Here is a 15,516-nt window from a genome sequence, read left to right as displayed (position 1 = left end):
TTAAATGTTTTTTAAAATGAAAAAAATAGCAATAGCAATAGCATTATTCGTTTCAACAGGAATGTTAGTTTCTTGTGGTCAAGGAAATGCATCATCAAAAGTAAAAAAGGAGAATGTTGAGAAAGCAGAAAAAAGAGATACTTCTATAAGCTTAGGTGCTCCAACTGTTTCTTTTGACAAAGAAGAGTATGACTTTGGTACCGTTAATGAAGGAGAAGTTGTTGAAACTACTTTTGTTGTTACAAACACTGGTAAATCAGACTTAGTAATCACTAATGCTCAAGCTAGTTGTGGATGTACTGTACCTGTTTGGCCAAGAAACCCTATTGCACCTGGTAAAACTGGAGATATTAAAGTAAGCTTTAACACTAACGGAAAACCAAACAAACAATCTAAGTCAATAACTTTATCTACTAACACAGAAAAAGGAAGAGAAATTCTTAAAATTTCTGGTATGGTAACTCCTAAAAAGAAAGCTTAATGTTTACAACCATTTTCTTACAAGCAAGCTCACAAGAAAGCATTATGAACATGCTTCCTTTTATTGCTATGATTGGTGTTTTTTACTTTTTGATTATTCGTCCACAAATGAAGCGTCAGAAAAAAGAAAAACAATTCCAAACTACCATTAAAAAAGGAATTAAAGTAGTTACATCTAGTGGTATCCATGGTAAAATTACCGAAATTAACGATTCAGATAATACTGTGATTATCGAAACTGGAGCTGGTAAAATCAAATTTGAACGATCAGCAATCTCTATGGAGCTTAGTAAAAAATATAATACTACAGAAAAAAAATAGTATTCCTATATTTAAAAAAAGTGAGCTCTCAAGCTCACTTTTTTGTTTTTTATGTAGATTGCATAATATTTAAATTTTGAATAAAATTTTCAACATACCTAAAACCTTTTTTGGTTTTTTAGTAGCTTCTATTCTTTTTTGGCTACTTATAAATCTATCAAAAGAATATACCTCTATTTCAAATTTAGAAGTAGTATATACTGATTTACCTCAAAAAAAGATACTGCTCTCTCCTCCTCTAAAAAAGCTACCTGTACTTATAAAAGGAACTGGATTTAACTTAATTTCTACTAAAATAGCCAACAAACCTATTAAACTTAGTTTAAAAAAGCTTTCTAAAAAAAGCGCCAATGATTACTATTTTTTATCAAAAAACATATTTCAAGACATCCAAAAGCAATTAAAATCTGGAACAGAATTAACTCAAATTCAAAAAGATAGTATCACATTAAAAATAGGAACATTATATTCAAAAAAAGTTCCATTAAAAGCAAACCTCAATACTACTTTTCAGTTAGGTTATGACTATTCTAGCCCTACTACTATTACTCCTGATAGTGTCTTAATTTCTGGAGATAAAACTTTTTTAAAAAACATCAACTCTTTGATGCTTGAAAAAATCAACTTGGAAAATATCTCAGAAAACAAAAGCATTCAATCTGTTATACTTTTTCCAAAAGGAGGAGAGATTAAAACGAATATCACTTCTGCAAAAGTTAATGTTTATGTAGACAAATTTACAGAAGGCGAAGTTGAAGTTCCTATTTTAGTCAAGAACGCTCCTAAGAGTATTAACATATATCCTAAAAAAGTAAAATTAATCTACAAAGTAAGTTTAAATAACTTTAATAAAATCACTCCAGATTTATTTAAAGTTGAATGCAATTATCATCAAGTAGAAAATAACGATACTAACTACCTTACTCCGAAATTAATTGTCTCATCAGATTTGGTTTCTTCAGTAAGGATTACTCCAAATAAAATAGATTTTTTAATTCATAAATAATATGGTTGTAGGATTAACAGGCGGCATTGGTAGCGGAAAATCAACTATCTTAAAAATGTTTTCCAAATTTGAAAATATTGCAGTTTATATTGCCGATGAAGAAGCTAAAAAACTAATGACTTCTTCTAGTGAAATTAAATCTCAATTAATTACCGAGTTTGGAGAAGAAACCTATCAAAACAACCAATTAAACAGACAATATTTAGCAAATATTGTTTTTAAAGACAAAAGTAAATTAGCTAAATTAAACTCTATTGTTCATCCAGTTGTTCACAAACATTTACAAAACTTTATTCATAGTAATTCAAAAAAGAAATACATCCTTTATGAAAACGCTATTCTTTTTGAAAATGGTAGCAATCATATTTGCGACAAAATAATCACCGTAACTGCTCCTGAAAACATTAGAATTCAACGTGTTCTAAAAAGAGACAATTCAAACATAGAAGATGTAAAGAATAGAATGAAAAATCAATGGAATCAAACTAAAAAAACGCTACAATCTCACTATATAATTGAGAACCTGACAATTAGTAAAAGTAACGAGCAAGTCTTGAAAATCCACAATAATTTAACAAAAAACCTATAGTAATTTACGTTTAATTAATGCTTTTTCTTAAAATTATCTTAATTTTACACTAACTTTGTTAATCTAAGTTAAAAGAAAACATCCCTTCACTTTATTGATTTATTTTTGAATAATGGGTAAGAAAATTTTCATGCTTATTGTTGTTTTAATGAGTATTTCATTAATAGGAATAATCTCTGTTCAAGTATATTGGATTAAAGATGCCATTAGAAACAAACAACAACAATTTAACAATAATGTAATTATTGCTTTAGCTGGTACTTCAGAAAGTATAAAAGATAGAGAGTACACAGAATTTGTTCAAAATAGTAAAGATTTTTTTGAGAATAATAAATTTAGAACAGATGCGGAAATAAAGACTTTCTTATTTCAACAGATAGACACAACCAACAAGAAAAAATTCTCTTTTGGTAGTACTATTTTAGAAGAAAACTTTAAAATACCTGGAGATTTTGTTAATAACGACTCTATTGTTGTAAAGCGTTACACAGGTAAAGAAGATATTTATTTTTCTCAAATCATAAAATCTGAAAACAAAGATTTTAGAAGTTCTAATAATGAAAGTCAATTTTCTACTTTTAAACTTTATGATAATTGGAATAAACAACAATTAGAACATGTATTTAGAGAGAGTAAAAGAATATATCCTATTAACCAACGAATTAGCAACAAACAGCTAAACGAAACTATAAAACGGGAATTAGCAAGAATGAATATAACCCAAGATTTTAAATATTGTGTGTATGAAGATGGATTTGCAACGCAATTAAAATCTGGTTATTTTAATATTAAACCTAACGATACCAGTTATCCACTATTTGAAGATGATAATGGAAATAGTAAATATAAATTATACATAAGATTTCCTAACGAACGTAAGAACTTACTTTCTGGGATGGTAAAAATTTTAGGTTTATCGTTATTGTTTATTGGTATAATTATTGCAGCTTTTTCTGCTTCCTTGTATCAACTAATTCGTCAGAAAAAAATATCTGAAATCAAAACAGATTTCATAAATAATATGACACATGAGTTTAAAACACCTATAGCTACTATAAACCTAGCTTTAGATGCTATTAAAAACCCAAAAATCATATCAGACCAAGATAAAGTGAAACGATATGTTCAAATGATTCGTGACGAAAACAAACGTATGCACGGGCAAGTTGAAAATGTTTTACGAATTTCAAGATTAGAAAAAAATCAAATAGAAATTAGTAAGGATGCTATTGATGTACACGACATTATTGAAGAAGCTATAGAACACATTCAGTTATTAATAAACGATAAAAAAGGAAGTATAACAACACATTTTAAAGCTATTTCAACAGAAATATTAGGTAATCAATTTCACTTAACAAATGTGGTAGTTAATATGCTTGAAAATGCTTTAAAGTACTCTGATGGAGCACCTAAAATTGATGTATATACTGAAAGTACAAATAAATACTTTATCTTTAAGATAAAAGATAAAGGTATAGGAATGAGTAGAAATGCTCAAAAATATGTTTTCGATAAATTTTATAGAGAGCATAAAGGAAATATTCACAACGTAAAAGGCCATGGTTTAGGATTAGCCTATGTAAAAGAGATTATAGATAATCACCAAGGAAGTATACACGTTGAAAGTGAAAAAGGCAAAGGAAGCTTGTTTACGGTTAAATTACCATTAATATAAATTTAAAATAAGATGGGGAGTAAAAAAATACTATTAGTAGAAGATGATCCAAATTTTGGAACTGTCCTTAAAGATTACCTGGCATTAAACGACTATAATGTTACACATGCTAAAGATGGTATAGATGGATTAATTATGTTTAAAAATGCAGAATATGACTTATGTATTTTAGATGTAATGATGCCTCGAAAAGATGGATTTTCATTAGCTCAAGACATTAGAACAACGAACAAAGAAATCCCAATAATTTTCTTAACAGCTAAAACATTAAAAGAAGATGTTTTAAGAGGTTACCAAGTTGGAGCTGATGATTATTTAAATAAACCTTTCGATTCTGAGGTTTTATTACATAAAATCAAAGCTATTTTACAACGAAAAGAAAATGAAAAATCAAACGAAACTGATGAGTTTGAATTTAAAATAGGTGGATTTGATTTTAATTCTAAATTACGTCATTTAACTTTTAATGGTGGAGAAACACAAAAATTATCTCCAAAAGAAAGTAAACTTTTAAGAATGCTTGCAATTCATAAAAACGACTTAATGCCTCGTGAATTAGCGTTAACTAAAATATGGAGAGACGATAATTACTTTACTTCTCGTAGTATGGACGTTTATATTGCTAAGCTTAGAAAGTATTTAAAAAACGACGAGAACGTTGAAATTTTAAATATCCATGGTGAAGGATTCAGACTAATAGACAAGTCATAAAAAACATCAAAGAAAACAAATGAGAAAAGACTTCCTAACAAAATTAGGAAGTCTTTTCTTTTTTATAAATTGTAACAATAATTCTGATTAATCGTCAAATACATATAATCAACAAACTCAAACAAATTTGGAAACAATTTTATCTATAAAAAACCTTGATAAAAAATATGGAAAAGTCCATGCCGTTAATAACCTTTCTTTTGACATTAAAAAAGGAAACGTTTACGGTATTTTAGGTCCTAACGGAAGTGGTAAATCAACAACTCTAGGCATCATTTTAAATGTAGTAAATAGAACTTCAGGAGAGTTCAGTTGGTTTGATGGTAATTTATCAACACATGAAGCTTTAAAAAAAGTTGGAGCTATTATTGAACGCCCTAACTTTTACCCATATATGTCGGCTGTTCAAAACTTACAATTAATTTGTAAAATAAAAGGTGTTTCTCATGACAAAATTGAAGAAAAACTAAAAGTTGTAAATCTTTTTGACAGGAAAGATAGTAAGTTTAAAACCTATTCTTTAGGTATGAAACAACGATTAGCTATCGCTTCTGCCTTATTAAATGACCCTGAAATTTTAATTCTCGATGAACCTACAAACGGATTAGACCCACAAGGAATTCATGAAATTCGTCAGATTATAAAAAAGATTGCTAAAAATGGAACTACAATACTTTTAGCCTCTCACCTACTTGATGAAGTTGAAAAAGTATGTTCTCATGTTTTAATTATAAGAAACGGGGTAAAGCTATACAGTGGTAGAGTTGATGAAATGACTACCTCAAATGGTTTTTTCGAATTAAACTCAGAAAACAACGAGTCTTTAATTAATTCCTTAAAGAAGCACCCAGCAATAGGTAATATTAAAGAAGAAAATGGTCATATCATTGCTTTATTAAATAATGAATTATCTTCTTCTGATATTAATAAATTTCTTTTTGAAAATAACATAACGTTATCACATTTAGTAAAAAGAAAACCTAGCTTAGAACAGCAATTCTTAGACTTAACAAACAATAACTAACCCTACTACACAACAAACTATGTTACGACTTTTATATATAGAATTTCATAAATTAAAACACAATAGAGCCAGTAAGGTTCTTTCAATTATATATTTTGGACTTTTAACTTCTATAGCACTAATTGCAGCTATAAAATTTGATATTGGTCCTATAAAATTCCATTTAGCAGAGCAAGGTATATTCAATTTCCCATATATATGGCACTTTAACACTTATATGGCTGCTATTTTCAAGTTCTTTTTATTGCTTGTAATAGTTTCTATGATGGCCAACGAATACAGTTATAAAACATTAAAACAAAACTTAATTGATGGATTAAGTAAAAAAGAATTTATACTTTCTAAATTTTACACAGTTATTGTTTTTGCTGCTGTTTCAACACTTTTTGTTTTTGTTGTTTCATTAATTTTAGGTGCTATATATTCAGATTTTAATGAGTTATCAATTATTTTTTCTGACCTTAGTTATTTAGCTGCTTTCTTCATTAAACTAGTTGGATTCTTTTCATTTGGTTTGTTTTTAGGGATTTTAATCAAAAGGTCAGCATTTGCAGTAGCTGCAATGATTGTATGGCTAATTATTGAAAGTATTTTTAAAGGCTATTTATATTGGAGTTTTAAAGATTTAAAAACAGGTACTAACGAAGCGGTAGAATCAATCATGCAATTTTTCCCTTTAGAAGCAATGGCTAATTTAATTAAAGAGCCTTTTACTAGATTAGGAGCTGTAAAATCTGTAGCTAATCAAATAGGTGAAAATTTTACAAAGGATTATTCTGTAGGCTTACTAAATATATTTATTGTATTAGTTTGGACCACTATTTTTATATATGCTTCATATTTTTTGTTAAAAAAACGAGATTTATAATAGGTTTTAAGTAGTTTCGTTGTTCTATATTAGCAGAAAATTACTTGAAATAATGAAAAAAACTCCACTACTTCTACTCTTTTTATTAATTTCAATATCAACTTATTCTCAAAAAGAAGCAAATTTTTGGTATTTTGGTAACAATGCTGCTCTAGATTTCAATTCTGGAGCACCTGTACCAGTAAGTAACAGTCAGTTAGATACTACTGAAGGTTGTTCTTCTTTTTCAAATGCTAATGGAGAATTATTATTTTATGTTGGTGCTCCTAGTCCCAATGCAAGAAATTTAACCATTTGGAATCGAGATAATGTTCCAATGCCTTTTTCAGACGTTACGAGTGGTGGGCAAACATTAAAAGGAGATTCATCAAGTTCACAATCTGCTTTAACTGTACCAGCACCTAAAAAAAAGGATATTTATTATCTTTTCACTGTAGGTGCTCAATTAGGTCCAGCTGGTGAAAAAGGTTTTTGGTATTACACTATTGATATGACCAAAGATGGTAGCTTTGGAGATATAGTTGAAGGTCCAGTGGTATTGCATACTCCAGTTTTAAAAAACAGATGGAGTGAAAAAGTAACAGCTGTAAGAGGAGATGAATGTAATACTTTTTGGGTTATTTCTTTTGCTACCGGTAACACTTTCTTTGCATATAAAGTTGATGAAAACGGAGTAGATAAAGCTAATCCTGTTATTTCTACTATTAATGGTTTAACAATAAATGATCCTAGAGGTTATTTAAAAGTGTCTCCCGATGGAACTAAATTAGCTTTAGCTAATATGACTAGTGGAGCCTACTTGTTTTATTTTGATGATAAAACAGGAAGAGTTACAAATTACAACAACCAAACAACTCCTCAACTAATAAGAACAAATTCTGAAAGTGCTTATGGCGTAGAGTTTTCTACTTCAAGTAGAAGAATGTATGTTTCAACTGGTGAATTTGGCGGCGCTACTGAAAACTTATTTCAGTTTGATGTAACAAAACCAACTATGAATGAAGTTAATAACTCTAGATTTATTGTTCATACGTACTTTAACTCTAGAGGAGCTTTACAATTAGGACCTGATAGTAAAATTTATTGGACAAGTGATCAAAATAATAGAATAAGTGTTATAAATAAGCCTGAAGAATTAGGAGCTGCTTGTGACTATTCTCACTTGTCAGTTTCATTAGGGGGAGCTAGGGCTAGTCAAGGTTTACCTCCTTTTCTTTCTTCTTTATTATTACCTATAAAAATAACAGATAACTCAACTGGAAAAATACTTAATAATACAACCGAACAAAGCTGTATTGGAGAATCATTAACCGTTACACCTGAAAGCATAACTCCTCAAGCAGGATCTACTATTGATTATAAATGGTACTTTAATAATGGAACTACTCCAATAGCCACAACTAGTAACCTAACACTACCTAATTTAACCCTAGCTAATGCTGGTGATTATAGGTTAAATGTTAGTTTAACAGACAATTGCGGAAATGCAACCACTTTAGAAGGAGTTTTTAAACTGGAAGTTTACCAACCTACATCAGCAACTAAGCCGAATGATATTTTCTATTGCGATACAGATAACGATGGATTTAATACTTTTGATTTACAGGCTACAGTTACTCCACAAGTTTTAAATGGTCAAAATAACACCGTTTATGAAGTAAAATACTTCTTATCTCAAGCTGATGCAAATTCTAATAGTAATGCCATAGCTAACCCTTACACAAATCCAACAGCATTTAGTAATCAAACCATTTATGCTAGAATGCATAATATAGTAGCTCCTGATGCTTGTTTTGATATTAAATCTTTTCAATTAGTAGTTACAGGAAACCCTAATCCGCAAACTCCAGTTGATTATGAAGAATGTGATGATACTGCCAATGGTGGTGACACAGATGGTTTCTTTAATAATTTCTTGTTAAACTCTAAAGACAATGAAATTTTAGGTACGCTTCCTACAAGTCTTTATGAGGTTTCTTATCATACTTCTTTAACTGGAGCCAATACAGATAAAAACACAGACGTAATTGATAAAAATACTCCATACAGGAATGTTACAGCTAACTCTCAAACAATTTACGTTAGAGTAGAAAATAAAAATAACCCAGTTTGTAATGATACTTCTAAAACTTTCAATTTAGTCGTTAACTCATTACCTGTTATAGTTAATGACCCAGTAATTATAAGACAATGTGATACAGATGCTGATTTAAACACGAACATCAACCTTACATTATCACAAATAAATATTTCTGCTAACCATGCGAATGAAACATTTAAGTACTACCCTACTCAAAATGATGCCATTAACAATACTGCTGAAATTACAAACACTACTGCGCATCCTGTTTCCAATGGTGATGTTATTTGGGTAAGAACAATTTCTAATAAGAATTGTTATCGTATTTCTAGAATAGAAATTGTAGTTGGTTTCTCTGCTGATGTTGCTTACAACACTCCTTTTGAAACTTGTGATGACTTTTTAGATGCGGATGGAAATGATAATGCTAATAATGACGATACTGATGGAATTGCTACGTTTAATATCAGTTCTGTTGTTAACGATGTGAAAGCTTTATTCCCTGCTGCAATACGTCCTAGTTTAGATGTTTTGATTTTTGAAACTATTGCTGATAGAGATGCTGTTTTAAATGCTATTCCTAATCTTACAAACTACAGAAACAAAAATGTTCCTGCTCAAACTCCACAACCTTTATACATTAAAATTATTAATACGGTTAATAATGATTGTACTGGAATTGGTAGCTTTACTATTTGGGCACAACAACCTCCTGTTGCCAACAAACCTTTAAATTTTGAGTTTTGTGACGATTTTAATAGCGGCTCTATTATTGATGGTATAAATATCAATATCAATTTAAGAGATAGAGTTAATACTATTTTAGGTCCAACTCAAACAACTGGCTTTACTGTTACTTTCCATACAAGTGCAGCTGATGCTAATACAGGGAACAACCCTATTCCTAATGATACAAATTATACCAATCAAACTAAAGATAAAGAAACAATCTATGTTAGAGTTCTAAATAATACTACTAGTTGTTTTAATGACCACATAACTTTCGATATTATCATTAACCCTCTTCCTACAATAGCCAATGCTATTCCTAACTTGGAAGTTTGCGATGTAGCTACTCCTAGTGATGGTGACCCTAGAAATAGATTAGCTCAAAACATTGATTTATCTCAAAGAGACGCAGATATATTAAATGGTAGAGATCCTAATTTATTTGAAGTTTCGTACCATAGAACATTACAAAATGCTATTGATGGAGTATTACCTTTATCGAAAACTAATTATTCAAATGATCCTACTACTACTAATTTCCCTGCTAATTTATTAAGTGACGATCCAGCTACAGAAATTATACATGTTAGTTTATTAAACAAAACTACGGGGTGTAGATATGGAATCGCTACACTACAACTAGCCATAATGCCTGAACCTAATATCCCTTTGAATATTACTAATTATATTGATTGTGATAATCAATCAGATGCTAGTAATGATGATACTAATGGTATTAATGGAGACATTACACTTAAAAATAAAATTCCTCAAATTTTAGCTAACTACCCTACAACAGAGCATGGGAATTATAAAGTGACATTTCATAGTAGTTTAGCTGACGCTCAATCTGGAAGTAATCCTTTAGATGAGAATAAGTATGAAAACACAGCTAACAATCAAACCATATATGTAAGAGTTGTTAATACTAAAACTTCTTGTGTACACGATGATTTGAATTTCAATATTGTTATCAACCCTCTTCCTGCTTTTACTGTAGACACCCCTGTGATTGTATGTTTAAACAATCCTCAAACAAGATTAGAATCTATTAACCCTAATGCTACTTATAGCTACGAATGGACTTTAAAAGGAGATCCTAAAGTACTTAGTAAAGATGCCTTTTTAGATGTGTTAAAAGGAGGAACTTATGTAGTAAAAGCAACAATGCAAGATGGAACTGGATGTACTAGAAGTAGAGAAATAGTAGTAAATGAATCTATTAATCCTACTTTAAACGATGATGATATAGTTATTGTTGATGATACTAATAATAATGGTCTTGATAACTATTCGATTAAAATAATTACAGACAATAAAAATTTAGGTATTGGTGATTATGAATTCGCTATTGTTGATGAAGATAACAACATGACAAGTTTTCAAGACGAACCTTTATTCAAAAATATCTATGGTGGTTTTTACAACGTTATTGTAAGAGATAAAAACGGTTGTAAACCTGATGCTCAATTAAAAGTATCTGTTATCGAATACCCTAAATTTATCACTCCTAACGGTGATGGTAAAAATGATACTTGGAAAATTAAAGGAGCTGATTCAAGCTTCTACCCTTCTAGTAATATTACTGTTGTAGATAGATATGGTAAAATTGTAGCTATCATACCAATAGATAGCCAAGGATGGGATGGAACTTATAATGGTAAACAACTTCCTTCTAGCGATTATTGGTTTAAAATTCAACTCGTAGATAGAAAAGGAAAAATGCATCAACATCAAGGACACTTCTCTATCCTAAGAAAATAATTTTATTAGTTCAGTTTTCTCTTTTTTTATTCTATTAAAAGTAGGGAAAACTGATTATTAATTGTTTTATTTGTTACATACTTTTTTTTAAAATATGAAGTCAAAACTACCTCTAAGTATTATTTTATTATTTATTGCTTCTTTTTCCCTAAAAGCGCAAACAATAGACGTAAACACTGCTGCTCAAGCAGAAGCAGTTTACACACCTAAAGACCTTATAGAAAAGGTTTTAATAAACAACACATGTGCAACAGTTACAAACATAACTTCATCTGTTTTTGGTGCTGCAACAGATAGACAAAATAAAAGTTATGGATACTTTAAAAGTAAACCTGGAAGTGGTTTTCCTTTTAAAGAAGGAATTGTTATCTCTACAGGTAAGGCTTTTTCAATAGGAGAAACTGGTTCATTTAGTTTAGATTCTGGAACTACAGGTAATAATGATCCAGATTTAAGCGCTTCTTTAGGAGAACCTAATTTACTTGATGCAAGTGTTATTGAATTTGATTTTGTTCCAAAAGCTGATGAAATAAGTTTTCGTTATATAATGGCATCTGAAGAATATCAAAATAATTACCCTTGTAGTTATGCCGATGGATTTGCTTTCTTATTAAGAGAATCAGGTACAACTGCTTATACGAATCTAGCTGTATTACCAGGTACTACGACCCCTGTTAGTGTTACCAATGTACATGGACCTATTAGTGGAGCTACAGGCTGTGCAGCAGCAAACCCAACATATTTTGCTGGTAATAATTTGGGAGACACCAATTTTGATGGAAGAACAACTATTTTAACAGCTAAAGGTAAAGTAAAACCTAATGTTAAATACCATATAAAATTAGTTATAGCTGATAATAGAGATAGTAGACTTGATTCTGCTGTATTTTTAGAAAAAGGAAGTTTTAATCTAGGTTTAAATTTAGGAACAGATTTTTTATCTGCAACAAACACCTCTGTTTGTGGTACAGAAAAATTATTATCTTCAAATATTACAGCAGATACCTATCAATGGTATAAAGACGATGTGATAATTCCTGGTGCAACTAATAAAGATTATTTAGCTAACTTAGGTAATGGTAAATATACTTGTAAAATTACCACAGGTACTTGTAATGATGAAGATGATGTAACTTTAAATTTCTCTGATGCACCTGTAAACAATACTGCTATTACACCACTTGCTACATGTAGTAATAATTTAACAACTAATATAGATTTAACAGCTAAAACAAATGAAATTTTAGCAGGTCAAAGTAATGCAACTTTTGAAGTATTATTTTTCTCAGATGCAGCATACACCACTCAAATTACTGCCCCTACTACTCATGTGAACAATACAGCGGATGATACCATATATGTAAGAATTAGAAATAAAACTGCAACTAATTGTTTTGTCGATTCTTCATTTAAATCACAAATATTTGGTGTACCTATTCCACAAACTCCAGTTAATTACGAAGAATGTGATGATACTGCCAATGGTGGTGACACAGATGGTTTCTTTAATAATTTCTTGTTAAACTCTAAAGACAATGAAATTTTAGGTACGCTTCCTACTGCAACTTATGAAGTTTCTTATCATACTACTTTAGCTGGAGCCAATACAGATAAAAACACAGACGTAATTGATAAAAATATTCCATACAGGAATGTTATAGCTAACTCTCAAATAATTTACGTTAGAGTAGAAAATAAAAATAACCCTGCTTGTAATGATACCTCTAAATCTTTCAATTTAGTTGTGAATCCATTACCTGTAGTAAATAATCCTATAATTGTTAGGCAATGTGATACAGATGCTGATTTAAACACTAACATCAACCTTACATTATCACAAATGAATATTTCTGCGAACCATGCGAATGAAACATTTAAGTACTACCCTACTCAAAATGATGCCATTAACAATACTGCTGAAATAACAAACACTACTGCACATCCTGTTTCCAATGGTGATGTTATTTGGGTAAGAACAATTTCTAATAAGAATTGTTATCGTATTTCTAGAATAGAAATTGTAGTTGGTTTCTCTGCTGATGTTGCTTACAACACTCCTTTTGAAACTTGTGATGACTTTTTAGATGCAAATGGAAATGATAATGCTAATAATGATGATACTGATGGAATTGCTACGTTTAATATCAGTTCTGTTGTTAACGATGTGAAAGCTTTATTCCCTGCTGCAATACGTCCTAGCTTAGATGTTTTGATTTTTGAAACTATTGCTGATAGAGATGCTGTTTTAAATGCTATTCCTAATCTTACAAACTACAGAAACAAAAATGTTCCTGCTCAAACTCCACAACCTTTATACATTAAAATTATTAATACGGTTAATAATGATTGTACTGGAATTGGTAGCTTTACTATTTGGGCACAACAACCTCCTGTTGCTAACAAACCTTTAAATTTTGTACTTTGTGACGATTTTAATAGCGGCTCTATTATTGATGGTACAAATGTCAATATCAACTTAAGAGATAGAGTTAATACTATTTTAGGACCAACTCAAACAACTGGCTTTACTGTTACTTTCCATACAAGTGCTGCAGATGCTAATACAGGGAACAATCCTATCCCTAACGATACAAATTATACCAACCAAACTAAAGATAAAGAAACAATCTATGTTAGAGTTGTAAATAATACTACTGGTTGTTTTAATGACCACGTAACTTTCGATATCATTATCAATCCTCTTCCTACAATAGCTAATGCTATTCCTAACTTGGAAGTTTGTGATGTAGCTACTCCTAGTGATGGTGACCCTAGAAATAGGTTAGCTCAAAACATTGATTTATCTCAAAGAGATGCTGATATCTTAAATGGTAGAGACCCTAATTTATTTGAAGTTTCGTATCATAGAACATTACAAAATGCTATCGATGGAGTATTACCTTTATCGAAAACTAATTATTCAAATGATCCTGCTACTACTAATTTTCCTGCTAATTTATTAAGTGACGATCCAGCTACAGAAATTATACATGTTAGTTTACTTAATAAAACAACAGGTTGTAGATACGGAATCGCTACATTACAATTAGTAGTAATGCCTGAACCTAATATCCCTTTGAATATTACTAATTATATTGATTGTGATAATCAATCAGATGCTAGTAATGATGATACTAATGGTATTAATGGAGACATTACACTTAAAAATAAAATTCCTCAAATTTTAGCTAACTACCCTACAACAGAGCATGGGAATTATAAAGTGACATTTCATAGTAGTTTAGCTGACGCTCAATCTGGAAGTAATCCTTTAGATGAGAATAAGTATGAAAACACAGCTAACAATCAAACCATATATGTAAGAGTTGTTAATACTAAAACTTCTTGTGTACACGATGATTTGAATTTCAATATTGTTATCAACCCTCTTCCTGCTTTTACTGTAGACACTCCTGTGATTGTATGTTTAAACAATCCTCAAACAAGATTAGAACCTATTAACCCTAATGCTACTTATAGCTACGAATGGACTTTAAAAGGAGACCCTAAAGTACTTAGTAAAGACGCCTTTTTAGATGTATTAAAAGGAGGAACTTATGTAGTAAAAGCAACAATGCAAGATGGAACTGGATGTACTAGAAGTAGAGAAATAGTAGTAAATGAATCTATTAACCCTACTTTAAACGATGATGATATAGTTATTGTTGATGATACTAATAACAATGGTCTTGATAACTATTCGATTAAAATAATTACAGATAATAAAAATTTAGGTATTGGTGATTATGAATTTGCTATTGTTGATGAAGATAACAACATGACAGGATTCCAAGATGATCCTTTATTCAATAATATCTATGGTGGTTTTTATAATGTTATTGTAAGAGACAAAAATGGTTGTAAACCTGATGCTCAATTAAAAGTATCTGTTATCGAATACCCTAAATTTATCACTCCTAACGGTGATGGTAAAAATGATACTTGGAAAATTAAAGGAGCCGATTCAAGCTTCTACCCTTCTAGTAATATTACTGTTGTAGATAGATATGGTAAAATTGTAGCTATCATACCAATAGACAGCCAAGGATGGGATGGAACTTATAATGGTAAACAACTTCCTTCTAGCGATTATTGGTTTAAAATTCAGCTCGTAGATAGAAAAGGGAAAATGTATCAACATCAAGGACACTTCTCTGTTTTAAGAAAATAAATTATTAAAAAGACCTGTTATTACTAACAGGTCTTTTTTTTACCAAAAACACTAAAAATAAGATAGTTAAGGAAAAAACCTGTACTATAAAACTT

10 protein-coding genes are annotated in these 15,516 nt (G+C 30.1%); all 10 read left to right on the top strand.

The features are described from left to right. Positions 1-16: 16 nt before the first annotated feature. Positions 17-481, top strand: a complete 465-nt coding sequence (locus tag Q0958_RS12015) for a DUF1573 domain-containing protein (RefSeq protein ID WP_235274097.1) — start codon at positions 17-19, stop codon at positions 479-481. Beyond that, positions 481-801 carry a preprotein translocase subunit YajC gene (yajC, locus tag Q0958_RS12010; protein WP_235274098.1) on the top strand — a complete coding sequence of 107 codons (321 nt, stop codon included), beginning with the start codon at positions 481-483 and terminating at the stop codon, positions 799-801. The genes Q0958_RS12015 and yajC overlap by 1 nt, the downstream gene beginning before the upstream one ends. A gap of 76 nt (positions 802-877) precedes the next feature. After that, positions 878-1,807: a CdaR family protein gene (locus Q0958_RS12005; RefSeq protein ID WP_299123382.1), complete on the top strand. Its 930-nt coding sequence runs from the start codon at positions 878-880 to the stop codon at positions 1,805-1,807. A 1-nt stretch (position 1,808) separates the two neighbouring features. After that, a complete protein-coding gene (gene coaE / locus Q0958_RS12000; protein ID WP_299123381.1) occupies positions 1,809-2,396 on the top strand; it encodes a dephospho-CoA kinase in 588 nt (195 codons plus the stop codon). A gap of 112 nt (positions 2,397-2,508) precedes the next feature. Then, positions 2,509-4,074, top strand: coding sequence for a HAMP domain-containing sensor histidine kinase (locus Q0958_RS11995; RefSeq protein ID WP_299123379.1), 1,566 nt, complete (start codon positions 2,509-2,511; stop codon positions 4,072-4,074). Between the two features lie 12 nt (positions 4,075-4,086). Then, positions 4,087-4,785, top strand: a complete 699-nt coding sequence (locus Q0958_RS11990) for a response regulator transcription factor (protein ID WP_150899269.1) — start codon at positions 4,087-4,089, stop codon at positions 4,783-4,785. A gap of 127 nt (positions 4,786-4,912) precedes the next feature. Continuing rightward, on the top strand, positions 4,913-5,809 hold the full coding sequence (locus tag Q0958_RS11985) for an ATP-binding cassette domain-containing protein (RefSeq protein ID WP_299123378.1): 897 nt from the start codon (positions 4,913-4,915) through the stop codon (positions 5,807-5,809). A 19-nt stretch (positions 5,810-5,828) separates the two neighbouring features. Continuing rightward, positions 5,829-6,677 (top strand): ABC transporter permease subunit, encoded by an 849-nt coding sequence (locus Q0958_RS11980; RefSeq protein WP_299123376.1) that lies wholly within the window; start codon positions 5,829-5,831, stop codon positions 6,675-6,677. 52 nt (positions 6,678-6,729) lie between these two features. Beyond that, on the top strand, positions 6,730-11,250 hold the full coding sequence (locus tag Q0958_RS11975; protein ID WP_299123375.1) for a T9SS type B sorting domain-containing protein: 4,521 nt from the start codon (positions 6,730-6,732) through the stop codon (positions 11,248-11,250). A 94-nt stretch (positions 11,251-11,344) separates the two neighbouring features. Continuing rightward, on the top strand, positions 11,345-15,421 hold the full coding sequence (locus Q0958_RS11970; protein WP_299123373.1) for a choice-of-anchor L domain-containing protein: 4,077 nt from the start codon (positions 11,345-11,347) through the stop codon (positions 15,419-15,421). The last annotated feature ends 95 nt before the right edge of the window (positions 15,422-15,516 follow it).

The sequence above is a fragment of the uncultured Tenacibaculum sp. genome (assembly GCF_947499065.1).
Classification (GTDB): Bacteria; Bacteroidota; Bacteroidia; order Flavobacteriales; family Flavobacteriaceae; genus Polaribacter.
This window is presented reverse-complemented; position numbering and strand designations above follow the sequence as displayed.